Origin of the sequence: Citrobacter sp. W9 (assembly GCF_026719375.1) — a bacterium.
GTDB classification, from domain to species: domain Bacteria; phylum Pseudomonadota; class Gammaproteobacteria; order Enterobacterales; family Enterobacteriaceae; genus Citrobacter; species Citrobacter werkmanii.
This window is the reverse complement of the sequence record NZ_JAPPTE010000001.1, coordinates 609,922-630,404: the sequence shown is the minus strand read 5'-3', so window position 1 is coordinate 630,404 and position 20,483 is coordinate 609,922. Positions and strand designations below refer to the sequence as shown.

At 51.4% G+C, this 20,483-nt stretch carries 19 protein-coding genes, 5 tRNA genes and 1 other RNA gene; 7 read left to right on the top strand and 18 right to left on the bottom strand.

Translation table 11 applies throughout. From position 1 onward, the window contains the following. Window positions 1-15 precede the first annotated feature (15 nt). From nadA to cydA, 18 genes are all read right to left on the bottom strand, one after another. Window positions 16-1,059 (bottom strand): quinolinate synthase NadA, encoded by a 1,044-nt coding sequence (gene nadA, locus OOJ59_RS02935; RefSeq protein WP_160955523.1) that lies wholly within the window; start codon window positions 1,057-1,059, stop codon window positions 16-18. Between the two features lie 275 nt (window positions 1,060-1,334). Then, window positions 1,335-1,460: non-coding RNA, RtT sRNA (locus OOJ59_RS02930), on the bottom strand. A gap of 29 nt (window positions 1,461-1,489) precedes the next feature. Beyond that, window positions 1,490-1,565: transfer RNA gene (locus tag OOJ59_RS02925), tRNA-Lys, on the bottom strand. 133 nt (window positions 1,566-1,698) lie between these two features. Then, window positions 1,699-1,774 (bottom strand) — tRNA-Lys (locus OOJ59_RS02920). 146 nt (window positions 1,775-1,920) lie between these two features. Beyond that, a tRNA-Lys gene (locus tag OOJ59_RS02915) sits at window positions 1,921-1,996 on the bottom strand. Window positions 1,997-1,999: 3 nt separating this feature from the next. After that, window positions 2,000-2,075: transfer RNA gene (locus OOJ59_RS02910), tRNA-Val, on the bottom strand. A 137-nt stretch (window positions 2,076-2,212) separates the two neighbouring features. Further along, window positions 2,213-2,288 (bottom strand) — tRNA-Lys (locus OOJ59_RS02905). Between the two features lie 165 nt (window positions 2,289-2,453). After that, complete coding sequence (gene cpoB / locus OOJ59_RS02900; RefSeq protein WP_159121159.1) at window positions 2,454-3,242, bottom strand: cell division protein CpoB; 789 nt, start codon at window positions 3,240-3,242, stop codon at window positions 2,454-2,456. Between the two features lie 9 nt (window positions 3,243-3,251). Next, window positions 3,252-3,770, bottom strand: coding sequence for a peptidoglycan-associated lipoprotein Pal (pal, locus tag OOJ59_RS02895; protein ID WP_006685431.1), 519 nt, complete (start codon window positions 3,768-3,770; stop codon window positions 3,252-3,254). A gap of 34 nt (window positions 3,771-3,804) precedes the next feature. Continuing rightward, entirely contained in the window at window positions 3,805-5,097 is a 1,293-nt protein-coding gene (gene tolB / locus OOJ59_RS02890; protein ID WP_038638949.1) for a Tol-Pal system beta propeller repeat protein TolB, read from the bottom strand. A gap of 128 nt (window positions 5,098-5,225) precedes the next feature. Next, the gene (tolA, locus tag OOJ59_RS02885; RefSeq protein ID WP_038638946.1) at window positions 5,226-6,482 is read right to left on the bottom strand and encodes a cell envelope integrity protein TolA; all 1,257 of its coding nucleotides are present in this window, start codon (window positions 6,480-6,482) and stop codon (window positions 5,226-5,228) included. Window positions 6,483-6,546: 64 nt separating this feature from the next. Beyond that, the gene (gene tolR, locus OOJ59_RS02880; RefSeq protein WP_003022978.1) at window positions 6,547-6,975 is read right to left on the bottom strand and encodes a colicin uptake protein TolR; all 429 of its coding nucleotides are present in this window, start codon (window positions 6,973-6,975) and stop codon (window positions 6,547-6,549) included. A gap of 3 nt (window positions 6,976-6,978) precedes the next feature. Beyond that, window positions 6,979-7,671 (bottom strand): Tol-Pal system protein TolQ, encoded by a 693-nt coding sequence (gene tolQ, locus OOJ59_RS02875; RefSeq protein WP_003022976.1) that lies wholly within the window; start codon window positions 7,669-7,671, stop codon window positions 6,979-6,981. After that, window positions 7,668-8,072 carry a tol-pal system-associated acyl-CoA thioesterase gene (ybgC, locus tag OOJ59_RS02870; RefSeq protein WP_003831439.1) on the bottom strand — a complete coding sequence of 135 codons (405 nt, stop codon included), beginning with the start codon at window positions 8,070-8,072 and terminating at the stop codon, window positions 7,668-7,670. Before ybgC ends, tolQ begins: the two co-directional genes overlap by 4 nt. Before the next feature lie 275 nt (window positions 8,073-8,347). Beyond that, window positions 8,348-8,641, bottom strand: coding sequence for a cyd operon protein YbgE (gene ybgE, locus OOJ59_RS02865; RefSeq protein ID WP_038638940.1), 294 nt, complete (start codon window positions 8,639-8,641; stop codon window positions 8,348-8,350). After that, window positions 8,641-8,754: a cytochrome bd-I oxidase subunit CydX gene (gene cydX, locus OOJ59_RS02860; protein ID WP_061381940.1), complete on the bottom strand. Its 114-nt coding sequence runs from the start codon at window positions 8,752-8,754 to the stop codon at window positions 8,641-8,643. The genes ybgE and cydX overlap by 1 nt, the downstream gene beginning before the upstream one ends. A 14-nt stretch (window positions 8,755-8,768) precedes the next feature. Continuing rightward, a complete protein-coding gene (gene cydB, locus OOJ59_RS02855) occupies window positions 8,769-9,908 on the bottom strand; it encodes a cytochrome d ubiquinol oxidase subunit II (protein ID WP_042309685.1) in 1,140 nt (379 codons plus the stop codon). A 15-nt stretch (window positions 9,909-9,923) separates the two neighbouring features. Then, window positions 9,924-11,492, bottom strand: a complete 1,569-nt coding sequence (gene cydA, locus OOJ59_RS02850; RefSeq protein ID WP_038638936.1) for a cytochrome ubiquinol oxidase subunit I — start codon at window positions 11,490-11,492, stop codon at window positions 9,924-9,926. Between the two features lie 1,219 nt (window positions 11,493-12,711). Between cydA and glmS the strand changes: the two genes are divergently transcribed. The 7 genes from glmS to OOJ59_RS02815 all read left to right on the top strand — a co-directional run bounded on the left by glmS (window position 12,712) and on the right by OOJ59_RS02815 (window position 20,418). Beyond that, window positions 12,712-13,161, top strand: coding sequence for a methylaspartate mutase subunit S (gene glmS / locus OOJ59_RS02845; protein ID WP_038638933.1), 450 nt, complete (start codon window positions 12,712-12,714; stop codon window positions 13,159-13,161). Then, complete coding sequence (gene glmL / locus OOJ59_RS02840; RefSeq protein ID WP_038638930.1) at window positions 13,161-14,555, top strand: methylaspartate mutase accessory protein GlmL; 1,395 nt, start codon at window positions 13,161-13,163, stop codon at window positions 14,553-14,555. Before glmS ends, glmL begins: the two co-directional genes overlap by 1 nt. A gap of 12 nt (window positions 14,556-14,567) precedes the next feature. Next, on the top strand, window positions 14,568-16,013 hold the full coding sequence (locus tag OOJ59_RS02835) for a methylaspartate mutase subunit E (RefSeq protein ID WP_038638927.1): 1,446 nt from the start codon (window positions 14,568-14,570) through the stop codon (window positions 16,011-16,013). Beyond that, window positions 16,013-17,254, top strand: coding sequence for a methylaspartate ammonia-lyase (locus OOJ59_RS02830; RefSeq protein WP_038638925.1), 1,242 nt, complete (start codon window positions 16,013-16,015; stop codon window positions 17,252-17,254). The genes OOJ59_RS02835 and OOJ59_RS02830 overlap by 1 nt, the downstream gene beginning before the upstream one ends. Before the next feature lie 3 nt (window positions 17,255-17,257). Continuing rightward, window positions 17,258-18,628, top strand: a complete 1,371-nt coding sequence (locus OOJ59_RS02825; RefSeq protein WP_268063331.1) for an acyclic terpene utilization AtuA family protein — start codon at window positions 17,258-17,260, stop codon at window positions 18,626-18,628. Further along, entirely contained in the window at window positions 18,625-18,942 is a 318-nt protein-coding gene (locus OOJ59_RS02820; protein ID WP_006685446.1) for a DUF4387 domain-containing protein, read from the top strand. The genes OOJ59_RS02825 and OOJ59_RS02820 overlap by 4 nt, the downstream gene beginning before the upstream one ends. A 168-nt stretch (window positions 18,943-19,110) precedes the next feature. Then, window positions 19,111-20,418, top strand: a complete 1,308-nt coding sequence (locus tag OOJ59_RS02815) for a dicarboxylate/amino acid:cation symporter (RefSeq protein WP_038638921.1) — start codon at window positions 19,111-19,113, stop codon at window positions 20,416-20,418. Window positions 20,419-20,483 lie beyond the last annotated feature (65 nt).

The following is a 20,483-nucleotide window of genomic DNA, read 5'->3' as shown; positions in this document are numbered from 1 at the left end:
GAGCAAATAAATTACTTAAGCCCGAAGTGTAGCCGCAAATTCCAACATGCGGTTTAACGGCAGCAATGCACCTTCTCGCAGTGCTGCATCTACATGTATCTCGTGAGCAGTCCCCCCTTGCTCCAGACCCTCAGCAATCGCCTTGAGGCCGTTCATCGCCATCCACGGACAATGCGCGCAACTGCGACAGGTTGCCCCTTCGCCAGCCGTTGGCGCTTCAAGCAACTCTTTATCGGGAACAGCTTGCTGCATTTTGTAAAAAATACCCCGGTCTGTCGCCACTATCAGTTGCTGGTGCGGTAACGATTTTGCTGCGTTGATTAACTGGCTGGTTGACCCGACCGCATCGGCCATATCAACGATGGACTGAGGGGACTCCGGATGCACCAGCACGGCGGCATTGGGATAAAGCGCTTTCATGCGTGTTAAAGCCTGAGTTTTAAACTCGTCGTGGACGATACACGCCCCCTGCCAACAAAGAACGTCTGCACCGGTCTGTTTTTGCACGTAGTTGCCCAGATGTCTGTCCGGGGCCCAGATGATTTTTTCACCCAAACTATCAAGATGCTCAATAAGTTCAACCGCAATACTGGAGGTCACGACCCAGTCGGCACGTGCTTTAACTGCTGCTGAGGTATTGGCGTAAACCACTACGGTGCGATCCGGATGTGCGTCGCAAAACGCGCTGAACGCATCAATCCGACAACCCAGATCTAATGAACATTCTGCCTGCAGGGTTGGCATCAGGATGGTCTTTTCCGGGCTGAGAATTTTGGCGGTTTCTCCCATAAATCTCACGCCCGCAACCAACAGCGTAGAAGCGGGATGTTTTGAGCCGAACCGCGCCATCTCCAGAGAATCAGAAATACAGCCGCCGGTCTCTTCGGCCAACTGTTGGATTTCAGGATCGGTGTAATAGTGCGCGACCATAACGGCATCACGCTCTTTCAGCAGGCGCTTGATTTTTTCACGGTAAAATTGTTTTTCGTCCGCACTCAGCGGTGCTGGCTTCGGCGGAAATGGATAAATTGCAGCTTCAGGATCAAACATCACGCTCATCTTGCTTTCTCGTTTTACTGGCTTAACGAAATAACCGATTAAAAGCGTGACACACGCCATATTCGGTTTAGTTTGTTTTATATGCTAAACAAGATAGCGGATTAGTGCGGAAAAGTCACAATAATTGCGTGTGATGAGTACCGGATGGCGACTGGCGTCTTATCCGGCCTACATTTGGCACCCGTAAGCCTGATAAGCGAAGCGCATCAGGCAAGCAGGTTCGAATCTTCCATATTGCAGATAGCAAAAAGGCGCCGCCAGCGCCCTTTTTACACTGGTGGGGCGTGCAGGATGACTCGCTTCGCTCGCCCTTCGGGTCGTCGCCGTAAACGGCTCCGTTGTCTCACTACGTTCGACCCGAACCTGCTGCAGGTTCGAATCTTTCATATTGCAGATAGCAAAAAGGCGCCTTTAGGGCGCCTTTTTACACTGGTGGGGCGTGCAGGATTCGAACCTGCGACCAATTGATTAAAAGTCAACTGCTCTACCAACTGAGCTAACGCCCCCTTATGGGGTTTACTTCTTTTATACTTTCAGGATGGTGGGTCGTGCAGGATGACTCGGCTTCGCCTCGCCCTACGGGCCGTCGCTTACGCAACGTTATCCTTCACGGCTTACTATCGCTTTCACCAGAAACATTGGTGGGTCGTGCAGGATTCGAACCTGCGACCAATTGATTAAAAGTCAACTGCTCTACCAACTGAGCTAACGACCCGCTCGGATGTCACCTGAAAAAATTTTACTCGGAACCACCAGGAATTGGTGGGGCGTGCAGGATGACTCGACTTAGTCTCGCCCTGGCGGGCCGTTGCTAAAGCAACGTTATCCTTCACGTTTAACATCTGAGTACGATGTTAAAGTTGGTGGGGCGTGCAGGATTCGAACCTGCGACCAATTGATTAAAAGTCAACTGCTCTACCAACTGAGCTAACGCCCCGAGTGGTGGGTGATGACGGGATCGAACCGCCGACCCCCTCCTTGTAAGGGAGGTGCTCTCCCAGCTGAGCTAATCACCCGATACTACGCTGGATACTACTTACTAACTGAGTTAGTGGTGGGTCGTGCAGGATGACTCGACTTCGTCTCGCCCTACGGGCCGTTGCTTACGCAACGTTATCCTTAACGTTTTACTATCGCGTTCCACCAGAACGATTGGTGGGTCGTGCAGGATTCGAACCTGCGACCAATTGATTAAAAGTCAACTGCTCTACCAACTGAGCTAACGACCCACTTTTTTCGCCGCTTTCAGGCTGTTTGATATCCCTTGGCAACGGCGGCATATATTACTGATTTCAGATTTTAGCGCAACAAAAATTTCGAGGTAAATAACTCAACTGCTTAGGAATCACACGACGCGACCAGAAATAACACGATTTCTGGTCGCATGGTGGTCATTACATCGCGTTAAGGCGTTTTTGCGCTTGTTTCGCGCCATCAGTGCCAGGATATTTAGTGATAACCTGCTGATAAACCGCTTTAGCTTTTGCTGTGTCGCCCTTGTCCTGCATGATGACGCCGACTTTATACATCGCGTCTGCAGCCTTAGGTGATTTTGGGAAGTTTTTAACTACCGAAGCGAAATAGAACGCGGCATCATCTTTTTTACCCTTGTTGTAATTCAACTGACCCAGCCAATAATTGGCATTTGGCAGGTAAGTAGAGTCCGGGTACTTTTTGATGAAGTTCTGAAATGCTTCAATCGCGTCATCCTGACGGGATTTATCCTGTACCAGGGCGATTGCTGCATTGTAATCGGTATTCGCATCGCCAGTTTGTGCCGGAGCCCCTGACGTTGCCGCAGCCCCCGCATCAGGCGCAGGGGCCGCCGCCCCGCTCTGATCCCCACCCGCAGACTGCGCCGCAGGCGCGCTACCGCTGCCAAGATTATTCATCTGCAGCAATATCTGTTTCTGACGTTCAACAACCTGATTCAGTTGATACTGATTTTCCTGAATTTGACCACGCAGAGAGTCAATATCGGACTGATTATCGGAGAGTTGTTGCTGGAGTTGGGTTAAAAGCTGACTGTGAGCGTTAGAAATACGCTCGAGTTGAGTGACACGGTCTTCGACCGAGCCTGAGCCGACACTACTGATTGGCGCCTGTGCAAAAGCGGCCCAGGGGGCCGCTATGCCAACCAGTAACGACAGACTCAACAAATGATGTCTGAAGTTACTGCTCATGCAATTCTCTTAGTAAACCAGTACGGCACGACGGTTTTTGGAGTAAGCCGCTTCGTCATGACCCAGTACTGCAGGTTTTTCTTTACCGTAAGAAACGATGGAGATCTGGTCAGCAGAAACGCCTTTACCCTGCAGGTACATCTTAACGGCGTTTGCACGACGCTCACCCAGGGAAATATTGTACTCAGGAGTACCACGTTCGTCTGCATGACCTTCTACGGTGACTTTGTAAGACGGGTTGCTACGCAGGAAGTTAGCGTGCGCATCCAGCATTGCAGCGAAGTCAGAACGGATATCGTACTTGTCTAGATCGAAGTAAACGATGTTGTTCTGCTGCAGTTGCTGCATCTGAAGACGCGCTTGCTCTTCAGAAGACATGTTGCCGCTGCCGTTTGCATCCATACCAGTGCCGGCACCCAGCATGCCTTCGCTGCCGTCATTGCTGGCGTTCTTGTTAGAAGAACATGCCGCAATAGCCATAACAGGCAGAGCAATCATCAGCCCTTTCAGCACTTTGTTCAGTTGCATTTCAATAATTCCTTTATTAATCAATTATTTATTATCACAGATACGGCGACCAGGCAGGGAATTTAACCTGACCATCAGTTGCCGGAAGACGCGCTTTGAAACGCCCATCTGTAGAAACCAAATTCAGCACGGATCCCATCCCCTGAGAAGAGCTGTAGATTACCATAGTGCCGTTAGGTGCCAGACTTGGCGTTTCATCCAGGAACGTTGACGACAGAACTTGTACGCCACCCGCTACCAGATCTTGTTTGGCAATGTGTTGCTGACCGTTAGCCGAGCTTACCATTACCATAAATTTACCGTCGCTGCTCACATCCGCATCCTGGTTTTGCGAACCTTCCCAGGTAATACGCTGCGGAGCACCGCCGTTGACGTTAACTTTGTATACCTGCGGACGACCGGCCTGGTCAGAAGTAAAGGCCAGATTCTGGCTGTCCGGGAACCAGGTAGGTTCAGTGTTGTTGCTGCGACCATCCGTCACCTGACGGATTTGACCAGAACCAATGTCCATAACATACAAGTTCAGGCTACCGGTTTTAGACAGGGCAAACGCCAGTTTGCTGCCATCCGGAGAAAACGCAGGTGCGCCGTTGTGACGCGGGAAAGAAGCGACCTGACGAACAGCGCCGTTAGACAACGTCTGAATAACCAGCGCAGAACGACCGCTTTCGAAAGTCACGTAAGCCAGTTTTGAACCGTCCGGAGACCACGCCGGAGACATCAGCGGCTGCGGAGAACGGTGTACCACGAACTGGTTGTAACCATCGTAGTCGGACACGCGTAATTCGTACGGGAACTGACCGCCGTTGGTCTGGACAACATACGCGATACGGGTACGGAATGCGCCCTTAATACCGGTCAGTTTTTCAAATACTTCGTCACTGGCAGTATGGCCCGCGTAACGCAGCCATTGCTTGTTCACTTTATAGGTGTTCTGCGCCAGTACGGTACCCGGCGCGCCGCCGGTATCAACCAGTTGATAAGCCACGCTGTAGGAGCCATCCGGATTCGGCGTTACCTGCCCGACCACGACGGCATCAATACCCAGCGCAGACCATGCAGCAGGTTGAACTTCCGCCGCGGTGCCCGGCTGCTGCGGCAGACGAGAACGGTCTAATGGGTTAAATTTACCGCTGTTACGCAGGTCAGCGCCTACGATACCACCGATATCTTCAGGTGCAGCACCCGGCCCTGCCCACTGGAATGGGACAACGCCAATCGGGCGTGCCGAGTCCACCCCCTGGGTGATCTCGATACGTACTTCTGCATGCAGCACTGCTGCCCACAGCATCAGAAAACCAAATGCTACTCGTAATGCCTGCTTCATCATATCTCCCTTATCTGGACGGAACGCCCACGATAATTTAGCAGAATGTTAACAAACTCAAATACACAAAACTACCAGAACTCTGTCTCAACCTTAGACTGTTTCCCCCGATTTCTCAGGGGTTGTTATTACAGTTTAAAGTCCAGTTTGGCATCTTTTACTTTTTCATAAACAGCCTGGCTAGGCGGTTTAGGAATTCTGGCTGTTTTCGCAGCCGTCAGCGCAGCCTGGCACAATGCCGGATCGCCGCCCTCTTCGGTCACATCCAGCAACAGACCATCGGGTGCTAACTTGATATGTAGTACGCAAGATTTGCCCGCATACAAATCAGCACCATACAGACGGCTCTGGATCGCATTACGAATTTGAGAGGCGTAAGCACTGATATCAGCGCCAGATGCGCCGCCATTTGCACCACTTGTACCACTATCTTTCGCCGGCTGACCGTTTCCTTTCGCTCCACCACCTGATTTCGGCGCATTCTTACCAGAGCTTAAGTCACCCAACAGGTCGTCAACGCCCGAGGCCGCAGCGGCCTTCTCAGCAGCCGCTTTTTTCGCTGCAGCGGCTTTATCTGCCGCAGCTTTCTTGTCAGCAGCAGCTTTGTCAGCGGCAGCTTTCTTGTCTGCAGCGGCTTTTTCCGCAGCGGCTTTCTTTTCAGCCGCCGCTTTTTCAGCAGCAGCTGCTTTTGCGGCAGCGGCTTTTTCTGCTTTTTCGGCGGCAGCTTTTTCTGCTGCAGCTTGCTTAGCGGCTTCAGCCTGGGCTTTCTTCGCGGCGTCTGCGGCAGCCTTAGCGGCTTGTGCTTCGGCAACTTTCTTCGCATCAGCGGCGGCTTTAGCGGCTTCAGCCTCAGCTTTTTTCTGTGCGTCCGCAGCGGCTTTCTTCGCGGCATCTGCCGCTTGTTTCGCCTGTGCATCCGCCTTGGCCTTCGCGTCTGCAGCAGCCTTCGCCGCAGCTTCTTCAGCCTGTTTCTGCTGCTCTTGCGCTTTCGCGGCGGCAGCTTCAGCCTGTTTCTGCTGTTCCGCTTGTTCGCGCACTTTTTCCTGCGCGGCTAAACGTTCTTTTTCCAGCTGCTTCAGGCGCTCTTGCTCAGCGGCCTGTTTCTCGCGAAGTTCTTCAGCCTGTTGCTGCGCCTGTTTTTCACGCTGCTCTTCTGCACGTTTCGCACTTGCCTGCTGTTGCTGCTGCCTGTCGTACTGTTGCACAACGGCGCCAGGATCAACCATAACGGCGTCGATGGACGAACCGCCACCGCCGCCGGCTGAAGCATCAATGTGCTCATCGAACGAACTCCAGATCAGCGCTGCAAATAAAATGACATGCAGCACCGCTGAAATAATTATCGCCCTTTTGAGCTTGTCGTTTTGTTCGGTTGCCTTTGACACTCTCGGTTCCCAAAAAACTGTTCGCCTGTTACGCGCTATCTTTCAAGCCAGCAATACGCAGACATCAGATTGGCTGCGTCATCAAGCCAACCGATTTCACGCCTGCACTGTGTAACAAGTTCAGCGCTTTAATTATTTCATCATAAGGCACGTCTTTCGCACCACCGATTAAAAAGACCGTTTTCGGATTGGTCTGCAGGCGGCTTTTCGCTTCCGCAATAACCTGCTCCGGCGGCAGTTGATCCATACGATCTTTTTCAACCACCACGCTGTATTGCCCAATACCGGAAACTTCAATAATGACCGGAGGTTCGTCGTTACTGCTGACGGCTTGCGATTCGGTCGCATCCGGCAGATCGACTTCCACACTCTGGGTAATGATCGGCGCGGTTGCCATAAAGATCAGCAGCAGCACCAACAGTACGTCGAGCAGCGGTACAATATTGATTTCGGACTTAAGTTCGCGACGACCTCGTCCACGCGTTCTGGCCATGGCTTACCCCTTGTTGCTCTCGCTAACGGTAAACGCCTGGCGGTGCAGAATCGCGGTAAACTCTTCCATAAAGTTGTCGTAATTCAGTTCCAGCTTGTTCACGCGCTGATTCAGTCGGTTGTAAGCCATAACCGCCGGGATTGCCGCAAACAGACCGATAGCCGTCGCAATCAACGCTTCCGCGATACCCGGTGCGACCATTTGCAACGTTGCCTGTTTTACCGCGCCCAGCGCGATAAACGCGTGCATGATCCCCCAAACGGTACCGAACAGACCGATATACGGACTGATGGAGCCGACGGTGCCGAGGAATGGAATATGCGTTTCCAGCGTTTCCAGTTCACGGTTCATCGAGATTCGCATCGCACGGGATGCCCCCTCAACGACCGCTTCCGGCGCATGGCTATTGGCCCTGTGCAAACGCGCAAATTCTTTGAATCCGCTATAAAAAATTTGTTCCGATCCCGCCAAATTATCACGACGCCCCTGACTTTCCTGATACAGGCGTGACAACTCAATACCAGACCAGAACTTGTCTTCAAATGCTTCTGCTTCACGTGAAGCGGCATTCAGAATACGGGTCCGCTGGATAATAATGGCCCAGGATGCGATTGAGAAACCAATCAAAATCAACATGATAAGTTTAACCAGAAGGCTTGCCTTCAGGAACAAATCAAGGATATTCATGTCAGTCACTGCTTAAACTCCGCGACAATAGACTTGGGAAGCGCACGAGGCTTCATTTTGAGTGGATCAACGCAAACAATCAGAACTTCGGCTTCATTCAGCACGGTGTTCTCTGCGTTGACAATGCGTTGCGTGAAAACCAATGAGGTGCCACGCATTGACGTAATTTCGGTTTGGACTTCGAGCATATCGTCGAGCCGCGCAGGCGCAAAATACTCAAGAGTCATCTTGCGCACCACAAAGGCTACGCGCTCTGCCAGCAGCACCTGCTGACTGAAGTGATGATGACGCAGCATCTCTGTGCGTGCTCTTTCATAAAAAGCGACGTAGCTGGCGTGGTAAACCACCCCACCGGCATCAGTGTCTTCATAGTAGACACGAACCGGCCATCGAAACATATACTTATTCATTCTTACTGCCTCTTTGTTGGCTTCGTCCACTCACACCCGTTGCTTACCCTGGTAAGCGCCTGGTGACTCGCGTTTTTGCCGCCGCGATGCCTCAAGAATGTCGTTGTATATCGCGCTGTCTTCACTGTACATCCCGGTAATGCAACAAAAGGTTAGTGCTTTCAAACTTCGCTACTATACGCGCGGGAATGGTGCTTTGGAATGGGGGAAAGTAAACGGAGAGTAAAAAATTATGGGCTTATGCAAGCCCATAAATATTTAAGGATGTTTCTTATTCAAAAGAAGAAGAAAATCAGACCAACAACGAGGACGATATCCGCGATCAGCGGGCAGAAGATGCCCTGCCAGTGCACCGCGCGAGGACGAAAGCCAACGCCGTGAATGATGCCAGCGCAGACAGCCCACATCAGCAGAAAACCATGCCAGATTTCAAGCTCACTGGTTTTGGCCGCGAAACGTGACGGGTCCCAGAATATGCAGCCAGCCAACACGATTGCCAGCACAAAGGAAAGCGCCCGCAAGGGGCGCTTGTCCATTACCGCATAAACCATCGCGATAAGGTTGATCATCAACTTTCTTCTTGTCCGGCTTTGCCTGATTCAACGTGCTCAAGCGCCAGGGCTGTGATTATCCCAAATGCACAGGCAAGAAGCGTTCCCAGAATCCATGCGAAATACCACATATTTAGCTCCTTACTTAGTACAGAGAATGGGTGTTACGTTCAATATCTTCTTTGGTGATGCGACCAAACATTTTCCAGTAACACCAGGTGGTGTAGATGAGAATGATCGGTACAAACACCAGTGCCACATAAGTCATCACGTTCAGCGTCAGCTGACTGGAAGTCGCATCCCACATGGTCAGACTCGCGTTCATCATGGTGCTGGATGGCATCACAAACGGGAACATTGCGATACCGGCAGTCAGGATGATGCAGGCTAACGTCAGTGAGGAGAAGACGAACGCCCATGCCCCTTTCTCCATACGAGAAGTCAGGATGGTCAACAGCGGCAGAACCACGCCCAGTGCAGGAACCAGCCACAGGACAGGTGCATTATTAAAGTTCACCATCCATGCGCCAGCAACACGCGCCACTTCTTTGGTCAGCGGGTTAGAGGCGGCATGATGATCCACTGCAGAGGTCACAACATAACCGTCAATACCGTAAATCACCCACACGCCGGCCAGCGCGAAGCAGACCAGAGTCACCAGCGCCGCTACCTGCGCGGTGGTACGCGTACGCAGGTGCAGTTCACCAACCGTACGCATCTGCAGGTAGGTCGCGCCCTGGGTGATGATCATACCAACGCTCACGATACCTGCCAGCAGACCAAACGGATTCAGCAACTGGAAGAAGTTACCGGTGTAGTACAGACGCAGGTACTCATCGATATGGAACGGTACGCCCTGCAACAGGTTACCGAACGCCACGCCAATTACCAGCGGCGGAACAAAGCTACCAATGAAAATGCCCCAGTCCCACATGTTACGCCAACGAGTGTCTTCAATCTTGGAACGGTAATCAAAACCGACCGGACGGAAGAATAAAGACGCCAGTACCAGAACCATCGCCACATAGAAACCAGAGAACGCAGCGGCATACACCATCGGCCAGGCAGCGAACAGAGCGCCACCCGCGGTGATGAGCCAAACCTGGTTACCGTCCCAGTGCGGGGCGATGGAGTTAATCATAATTCGACGCTCGGTATCATTACGACCGAGGAAACGGGTGAGCATGCCCACCCCCATGTCGAAGCCATCAGTGACCGCAAAACCAATCAGCAGAATGCCGACCAACAGCCACCAGACAAAACGCAATACTTCATAATCGATCATTTGACGACTCCTGTCTTAGCGTGCCGGCTGAGAAGTCACATTGGACTGCTCAAAGTGATAGCGACCGGTTTTCAGGCTGCTCGGGCCGAGGCGTGCAAACTTGAACATTAAGAACAATTCTGCCACCAGGAACAGGGTATACAGGCCACAAATCAGGATCATGGAGAACAGCAGATCGCCTACTGTCAACGATGAGTTTGCCACCGCCGTTGGTAATACTTCGCCGATTGCCCATGGTTGTCGGCCATATTCGGCGACGAACCAACCAGCTTCTACAGCAATCCACGGCAGTGGAATACCGTACAGCGCGGCACGCAGCAGCCATTTTTTCTCACCGATGCGGTTACGAATGACGCTCCAGAAGGAAAGCGCAATAATGGCCAGCAGCAAGAAGCCACACGCCACCATGATACGGAAAGCGAAATACAGCGGCGCAACGCGAGGGATAGAATCTTTCGTTGCCTGTTGAATTTGCGCTTCGGTTGCGTCGGTGACGTTGTCCGTATAGCGTTTCAGCAGCAGACCATAACCCAAATCTTTCTTCATGCTGTTGAACTGGTCACGAACAGCCTGATCGGTTGACCCCGCACGCAATTCTTCCAGCAGCTGATACGCCTTCATCCCGTTACGGATACGCTCTTCATGCTGCGCCATCAGGTCTTTCAGACCAATGACCGGTGTATCAACAGAGCGGGTGGCAATGATGCCCAGCGCATAAGGAATTTGAATCGCAAATTTGTTTTCTTGTTTATCCTGGTCGGGAATACCGAACAAAGTAAACGCAGCAGGAGCAGGTTGAGTTTCCCACTCAGCTTCAATAGCGGCGAGTTTAGTTTTCTGTACGTCGCCCATTTCGTAACCGGATTCATCACCCAGCACGATAACAGACAGCACAGCCGCCATACCAAAGCTGGCAGCAATCGCGAAGGAGCGTTTTGCGAACGCAAAGTCACGGCCTTTCAGCATGTAATAAGCACTGATGCCAAGAATGAACATCGCACCAGTGACATACCCTGATGCCACCGTGTGAACAAATTTCACCTGGGCAACCGGGTTGAGCACCAGTTCGGAGAAGCTCAGCATCTCCATACGCATGGTTTCGAAGTTGAAATCCGCGGCGATTGGGTTTTGCATCCAGCCGTTCGCTACCAGAATCCACAATGCGGACAGGTTAGAACCCAGTGCCACCAGCCAGGTGACGCACATATGCTGGACTTTACCCAAACGGTCCCAACCGAAGAAGAACAGACCTACAAAGGTGGATTCGAGGAAGAAGGCCATCAAACCTTCGATAGCCAGCGGCGCACCGAAAATATCCCCTACATAGTGGGAATAGTAAGACCAGTTAGTCCCGAACTGGAACTCCATGGTCAGACCGGTAGCCACACCCAGAGCGAAGTTGATACCAAACAACTTGCCCCAGAACTTGGTCATATCTTTATAAATCTGTTTGCCGGAAAGGACGTAGACCGTTTCCATAATGGCCAGCAAGAACGCCATACCGAGCGTCAGTGGCACAAACAGGAAGTGGTACATCGCGGTCAAGGCAAACTGTAAGCGCGACAGTTCGACTATATCTAACATCATGACTCCTTGCTCATCGCATGAAGACTCCGAGAGTGAACCCCGTTAGAAAGGGTCACACGCATGCCCCAATACAAATTTATCTGCTTCCTTCCGCCGCCGTTCATTCTTCTCATTTGAAGAAAAGACAATGATGAAAGGTTACAAACATGTTAATAAAACACTCAAATTGATCCCGCAATTATATTACGCCGTAAAATCCTTACAATAAACAGGTTTTTATCGAGACAAATTTGCATTTTTCGATAGTGATCAATTTATAGCTAATTTACCACTTTCAGACCAATTTGATCTGCAGCAATTTAACCTCTTTTGACGATGTTTTCCAAGTTTTAAACTTTGATTTAAATCAATTTTCAAATTTGTTGTTAATGGTGTTTAACACTACGAGGACTAGTGAACACCATGTTAACAACATGTTTTTCAATGAGTATTTGTCGTTACTATAAATGATAGGATATTTATTTAAATCTACACGGTCTTTTAACCAACCAGGCAAATAAAATTGCCAGCAGATAAAGAGTCACTATTGCTGGGTAGCTCACAGTTTTTTGTTTAGCAAGGCGTGGAATAGTTATTTCATACAAATTATTCATTTTATTTTTACTTATAATTAACACCGTGATGTAACTATCTCAACTGGAAGCGGAAACGCTCCCCATTGGCCAACGCATTGCATTGAGCGTTCTGGCGCAGAAAGTCCGCCTGTCACTTTTGTCATCACCATAAGTTATCGTTCACGTCGCGTCTTCGCTTCTGTGGCAAAGATTAAATATGCCACAAACAATTCATTATCATTTTTATCCTAAATTTAACAAAGGAATAATTGTGACATATAAGATTAATAAATAAAAAACCGTTAGGTTGTTCACAAGTTATTTAGTGAAGGGAATTTTTGAAATTATTAAAATTGTTACCTGAATGACGCGCCCAACAAAATAAGATTTTGATCACAAACATGGCAAGTTATTTATTACTCGATTTTCTAAAAAATTAAAACCAGAACAAAAAACACATAGTAAGCACATGATTAAAAACACATTTTTATGAGAATAAATATAACAATCATTTTTGTCAGGATATTTTGAAAATAGATCAATTGCTTCCTTTTTCTCTTCCACAGAAACTCCAACCCTATTAAAAGGTTGTCACAATCCAAGCTCTGAATATTAGAAAAGTATTTTCACTTATTGACCATCAGCCCTACAGAGGATTACCCATGAAAAAATCTACACTTGTTATTGGCGTTATCGGTGCTGACTGCCATGCAGTAGGCAATAAAGTTCTGGATCGCGTTTTTACTGCGCATGATTTTCACGTAATCAACCTCGGGGTGATGGTGAGTCAGGATGAATATATCGATGCCGCGATCGAAACAGGCGCCGATGCCATCGTGGTGTCCTCTATTTACGGACATGGTGACATCGACTGCCTCGGGTTACGTGAACGCTGCATCGAACGCGGACTCGGTGACATTCTGCTGTACGTCGGCGGCAACCTGGTTGTAGGCAAACATGACTTCGCCGATGTGGAAGTGAAGTTTAAAGAGATGGGATTTAACCGCGTCTTCGCCCCCAGCCACGATCTGGAAGATGTCTGTGCGCTTATCGCCAATGATATTCACCAACACAATGGCCTCGAACAGCGTTGCCTGGAAGAGGCTATCTGATGCAAACAGTTTCTGTCGATATCGGCTCGACCTGGACCAAGGCAGCCCTCTTCGCCCATGAAGGCGAGGAGTTAACCCTGGTAAACCATGTCCTGACCCCAACCACCACACATCATCTGGCAGACGGTTTTTTTGCCAGCCTGAATCAGGTGCTGAATGTTGCCGATGCTCGCCCGTTACTGAAAAGTGGTGAAGTGCAGTTGAAATACTCCTCCTCGGCTAAAGGTGGGCTCGCCGTTGCAGCGATGGGACTGGTGCCCTCCATTACGCTGGAATCGGCAAAAGTTACCGCCCATTCGGCAGGAGCGAAAATCGCGCAATATTATTCGTACAAGCTGAACCGTCATGACATACAGGAGCTGGAATCATCACCACCGGACATCCTGTTATTTACCGGCGGTACAGACGGTGGAGAAGAAAGCTATGGTCTGGCGAATGCGCGTGCATTGGCAGACTCGAAGCTGGATTGCGCCATTATCTACGCAGGAAACCGGGACATTCAGGATGAAATACAAACGATTCTCGGGCACAAGGATCTGACCACGGTAGACAACATTCTGCCTGATCTCGATCACCCGAATCCGTTTGCCGCACGCCAAGCGATTTGTGATGTGTTTTTGTCACGCATTGTGAAAGGCAAAGGTCTGGATGTCATTGTCGGTGAAACAGGCGAAGAGCCAATGCCGACGCCATGGACGGTATATGAGTTAGTCAAAGCCATTAGCGATTACGACAGCGCATGGAAGGAATTCATGCTGATTGATATGGGCGGAGCCACCACGGATGTCTATTCGGCCAGCGCGAATACCCTCTCCCCCGATACCGTCCTGCATGGCGTTCCAGAACCTTTCGTCAAACGTACCGTTGAAGGCGACCTGGGAATGCGCGTTTCCGCCGTCGTGGTGGGAGAAAGCACACAGGAAATGGTGAAAGTCATCTTCGCCCAACAGCCGCAGCGCGAGGAAGCGTTTTACCGCTACCTGCGTCATTTGGTTGGGCAGCCGGATTACCTGCCACTCAGCGAGGAGGAGAAATATTTCGACACTCTGCTGGCAGGTTTATGCGTGGGCTATGCCGCTGAGCGCCACGCGGGCACTAAAAAGCAGGTTTGCACCTGCGTGGGTAACGTGGATTTACAGATGGGTCGCGATCTCACCACCGTACGCAAAGTCGTCGGTTCAGGTGGATGGCTCTCTCGCGCCAGCCAGTTCGATATCCATAACTGGCTCAAATACCGGGAGCTGGACGACCAGGGTAAAAGAATTCTGTTACCGAACCAGTTTGAGTATTACCGCGATTCAAATGGCCTGCTCCCTCTACTGGCAAATGTCGCCAGGCTGTACCCGCAAGCCGCTGCTCGCACCAGCATTCAGTGTTTAACCCTACAAAACTAAAGGCAGCTACGAATGGAACTTCGAAATAAAAAATTGACCCATGACGAATTCATGACCGAAAGGCATCAGGTGTTGCAAACCTGGGAAACCGGTAAAGACGTTGAGAACTTCGAAGATGGCGTGAAGTACCAGCAATCAATTCCGGATAAAAAGCGCTTCTCCCTTGCCCTGCTGAAGGCCGATCAGGAAGGTAGAACCCTGAGCCAACCGCGCGCAGGCGTGGCGTTAATGGACGAGCATATTGCGCTGCTCAAAACGTTGCAGGAAGAGTGCGACCTCCTGCCAAGTACTATTGATGCCTACACCCGTCTGAACCGCTATGAAGAAGCCGCTGTCGGGATCCAGAAATCCATCGAAGCAGGGACTTCCAAGCTGAATGGTTTACCGGTCGTCAATCACGGGGTTGCTGCCTGCCGCCGTATGACTGAGTCACTGGAAAAACCGATCCAGGTTCGCCACGGTACGCCGGACGCGCGCCTGCTGGCAGAAATCGCCATGGCCAGTGGCTTTACCAGCTACGAAGGCGGCGGTATCTCTTACAACATCCCTTATGCCAAACGCGTCACCCTGGAAAAATCCATCCGCGACTGGCAGTACTGCGATCGTCTGATGGGTCTGTATGAAGAGAACGGTATTCGCATCAACCGCGAACCGTTTGGTCCGCTGACCGGCACCCTGATCCCACCATTTATGTCCCACTCGGTTGCGATTATTGAAGGTCTGCTGGCGCTGGAACAGGGCGTGAAGTCAATCACCGTCGGCTACGGTCAGGTCGGTAGCCTGACGCAGGATATCGCCGCTATTCAGGCGCTGCGTGAGCTGTCCCACGAATACTTCCATAACCACGGCTTCGACGATTACGAGCTGAGCACCGTTTTCCATCAGTGGATGGGCGGATTCCCGGAAGATGAAGCGAAAGCCTTCTCCGTTATCGCCTGGGGCGCAGCGGTTGCCGGTATGTCGGGCGCAACAAAAGTGATCACCAAAAGCCCGCACGAAGCGTTCGGTATCCCAACAGCGGCCGCTAACGCTCAGGGTCTTAAAGCATCACGCCAGATGCTCAACATGGTCAGCGACCAGAAATTCCCGCAGTGCGCAGCCGTGGAACAGGAAGTCGAGCTGATCAAGAGCGAAGTCCGCGCGGTGCTGAAAAAAGTCTTTGAACTCGGCAATGGCGATATTGCACGCGGTACGGTGCTGGCCTTTGAAGCTGGCGTGCTGGATGTGCCTTTCGCCCCTGCCGCCTGTAACGCCGGGAAGATTCTGCCGGTACGCGATAACACAGGCGCCATCCGTATTCTCGAAGCCGGCGCTGTTCCGCTGCCGAAAGACATTCTCGCCCTGCACCACGACTACGTCGCAGAGCGCGCGCATTTCGAAGGCCGTAAACCTTCTTTCCAGATGGTCATTGATGACATCAACGCCGTATCCCACAGTAAATTAATAGGAAGACCATAATGAAAATTAAACAGGCCCTTTTCACCGCTGGCTACTCCTCATTTTATTTTGACGATCAGCAGGCCATCAAAAACGGTGCCGGTCATGACGGGTTTATCTATACCGGCTCTCCGGTAACGCCTGGCTTTACCTCTGTCCGCCAGGCGGGTGAATGCGTTTCTGTGCAGTTGGTTCTGGAAAACGGCGCAGTGGCGGTAGGCGATTGTGCTGCGGTGCAATATTCAGGCGCAGGCGGCCGCGACCCGCTGTTCCTGGCTGAAAACTTTATTCCTTTCCTCAACGATCATATCAAGCCGCTGCTGGAAGGCCGTGACGTGGATGCTTTCCTGCCAAACGCCCGCTTCTTTGATCAGTTGCGTATCGATGGCCATCTGCTGCATACCGCCGTCCGTTACGGTCTTTCTCAGGCACTGCTCGACGCGGCGGCGCTGGCGACCGGCCGTCTGAAAACTGAAGTGGTGTGCGACGAGTGGCAACTGCCATGCGTCCCGGAAGCCATTCCATTATTTGGTCAGAGTGGTGATGACCGTTATATCGCCGTCGACAAGATGATCCTGAAAGGCGTGGACGTTCTGCCGCACGCGTTGATCAACAACGTGGAAGAGAAGCTGGGCTTTAAAGGTGAAAAGCTGCGTGAGTATGTGCGCTGGTTGTCTAATCGCATCTTAACCCTGCGCACCAGTGAGCGTTATCACCCGACGCTGCACATTGATGTCTATGGCACTATCGGTCTGATCTTCGATATGGATCCGGTGCGCTGCGCTGAATACATCGCCAGCCTGGAAGCGGAAGCTCAGGGCCTGCCGCTGTACATTGAAGGTCCGGTGGATGCCGGTAACAAGCCGGATCAGATCCGCATGTTAACCGCCATTACCAAAGAACTGACCCGTCTGGGTTCCGGCGTGAAAATCGTTGCGGATGAGTGGTGTAACACCTATCAGGACATCGTGGACTTCACCGACGCGGGCAGTTGCCACATGGTGCAGATCAAAACCCCGGATCTGGGCGGTATTCACAACATCGTTGACGCAGTGCTGTATTGCAACAAACACGCGATGGAAGCCTATCAGGGCGGTACCTGTAACGAAACGGAAATCAGTGCTCGCACCTGCGTACACGTCGCGCTGGCTGCGCGTCCTATGCGCATGCTGGTCAAACCAGGTATGGGTTTCGATGAAGGTCTCAACATCGTGTTTAACGAAATGAACCGCACCATCGCGCTGTTGCAAACTAAGGATTAAGAGATGGCACGCACATTTAAGATCTTATCGCCTACGGCTATCCTGGGTTATGGCTTCCCGGAAGAGAGTTTTCGTAAAGCCATGGAAGAGTCACCGGATCTTATTGCTGTTGACGCAGGTTCCTCCGATCCTGGCCCTCATTACCTGGGGGCGGGTAAACCTTTTACCGACAGGGCCGGAGTGAAACGCGATCTGCGCTATATGATCGTAGCAGGCGTTAAGAACAACATCCCGGTAGTGATTGGCACGGCCGGTGGTTCAGGCGCCGCTCCGCATCTGGAGTGGTGTCGCCAGATAATCCATGAGATTGCCCAGGAAGAAAAACTGTCCTTCTCCATGGCGCTCATCCCGTCTGATGTTGACAAAGAAATCGTTCATCAGGCGCTGGATAACGGCAAAATCACCGCGCTCGATTTTGTGCCTGAACTGACTCACGAGGCAATTGAAGACAGCACCTACATTGTCGCGCAGATGGGCGTCGAGCCATTCCAGCGCGCGCTGCAAGCCGGTGCGCAGGTGGTACTGGGCGGACGAGCCTACGATCCGGCCTGCTTCGCCGCGCTGCCGATTATGCAGGGCTTTGATGAAGGTCTGGCGCTTCATTGCGGTAAGATCCTTGAGTGTGCCGCCATTGCCGCCATCCCTGGCTCTGGCTCAGATTGTGCGATGGGGATCATTGACGACAACGGCTTTACGCTGAAAGCGTTCAATCCCAAGCGTAAGTTCACTGAAACTTCCGCGGCGGCGCACACCCTGTATGAGAAGTCCGATCCGTACTTCCTGCCGGGGCCAGGCGGCGTGCTGAACCTGAAAGCGTGCACCTTCACCCAGGTTAACGAGGGCGAAGTGTATGTCAGCGGTTCACGTCATGAAGAAACGCCGTATGCGTTGAAACTGGAAGGCGCACGTCAGGTTGGCTTCCGCTGCCTGACCATCGCCGGAACGCGCGACCCGATCATGATTGCCGGAATTGACACTATTCTCGAAGAGGTACAGGCCAGCGTTAAGCGTAACCTCTCGCTGAATGACGACAGTATCCGTATGACGTTCCACCTGTACGGTAAGAACGGTGTGATGGGCAACCATGAGCCGATGAAAACCGCCGGTCATGAACTGGGGATTTTGCTGGACGTCGTCGCGCCGACGCAGGATATCGCCAACAGCGTTTGCTCGCTGGTGCGCTCTACCCTACTGCACTACGGTTATGAAAATCGCATTGCGACCGCGGGCAACCTCGCCTTCCCGTTCTCGCCATCCGATATTCAGAGTGGACCGGTGTATGAGTTCTCGATCTATCACCTGATTGAAGCGAGCGATGCGCTGCGTTTTGATTTCCACATTGAACAGGTGACGCCAGAAGGAGTTCAGGCATGAAACACTCAATTTGTTCGCTGGCGCAAGTCATTCGTTCCAAAAATGCCGGGCCGTACGAACTGGTTTTAGATATTTTATTTAAAACCCGTGAAGATTATCAGCGAGTGAAGCGTTCAGAACAATTAACGCCACAACTTATTGCTGGTTTGTATAATGTCAAACCTGACTTTATTCATAATATTGTCTGGTTTGACCCGGCGAATGCCGTAAAAATTGTCATGCCGCGCGATATTATCTCCGGCAACATTGGTGACAATGATGTTTATGGTGCGCAGCAACACGCGCCATTATTAAGTATTGAGTTCGACCTGTAGTAAAAAACACAATAACAGCCATTGGAGCACAGAATTCAGCTGTATCACAGTGCTTCGAATTATTCATGCGGTTGGTCACAACAGGCGTGCGTCTGAACTGCTGTCCAGGTTCAGGCGCGCGCCGCCCTACACAATTCCAATTACCAACCTTTATCCGATGGAGTACACATGAAGAAAATAAGTTTAACGAAGATGATCATATTAGGTCTGATACTCGGCATGATTGCCGGGGTGGCCATAAATAATATGGTCGCGGCTGAAACGGCAAAATCTTATGCAGCAGATATTTCCATTTTTACCACCATATTCTTACGCATGGTGAAAATGATTATCGCGCCATTGGTTATTTCAACTCTGGTTGTGGGTATTGCCAAAATGGGCGATGCCAAAACGCTGGGACGTATATTTTCGAAAACCTTCTTCCTGTTTATTTGCGCCTCACTGCTGTCAATCGCGCTGGGCCTGGTTATCGTTAATATTTTCCAGCCAGGCGCTGGCATCAACTTTGTTCCGCATGACGCCGGGGCCGTTGCCGCCGTTAAATCTGAACCGTTCACGCTGAAAGTATTTATCTCGCACGCGGTACCAACCAGTATTGTTGATGCGATGGCACGTAACGAAATTCTGCAGATCGTCGTCTTCTCAATTTTCCTCGGTTGCAGCCTGGCTGCGATTGGTGAAAAAGCCGAGCCGATCGTGAAGGTTCTGGACTCACTGGTGCACGTAATGCTGAAGCTGACGGGCTACGTCATGCTGTTTGCGCCACTGACCGTGTTTGCCGCTATCTCGGGTCTGATTGCCGAACGTGGTCTGGGAGTAATGGTCAGCGCCGGGATCTTTATGGGTGAGTTCTACCTGACGCTGGGTATGCTGTGGGCGATCCTGATCGGTCTGTCCACCATGATCGTCGGGCCTTGCATCGCGCGCTTAACGAAATCAATCCTCGAACCAGCACTGTTGGCCTTCACCACCTCCAGCTCTGAAGCCGCCTTCCCAGGCACGCTGGACAAACTGGAAAAATTCGGCGTTTCCTCAAAAATCGCCAGTTTCGTTCTGCCTATCGGTTACTCCTTTAACCTGGTCGGCTCGATGGCGTACTGCTCCTTTGCCACCGTATTTATTGCTCAGGCGTGCAATATCGAACTAAGCATGGGCGAGCAAATCACCATGCTGTTGATCCTGATGCTGACCTCGAAAGGGATGGCGGGCGTACCGCGTGCATCAATGGTCGTTATCGCCGCTACCCTGAACCAGTTCAACATTCCGGAAGCCGGTCTGATCCTGCTAATGGGTGTGGATCCATTCCTCGATATGGGTCGTTCCGCTACCAACGTCATGAGTAACGCCATGGGTGCTGCCATTGTAGGTCGTTGGGAAGGTGAACACTTCGGCCAGGGCTGTCGCGGAACTGCGCCAGTGAAGACACCGGAACAAGAACGTCCGGCGACCGAACCGTCAGAAGTTGCGATGTCCTGATAGCACGCGATTGCCGGATGGCGCTCGCGCTTATCCGGCAAGATGATGAACACACCAACAGGATT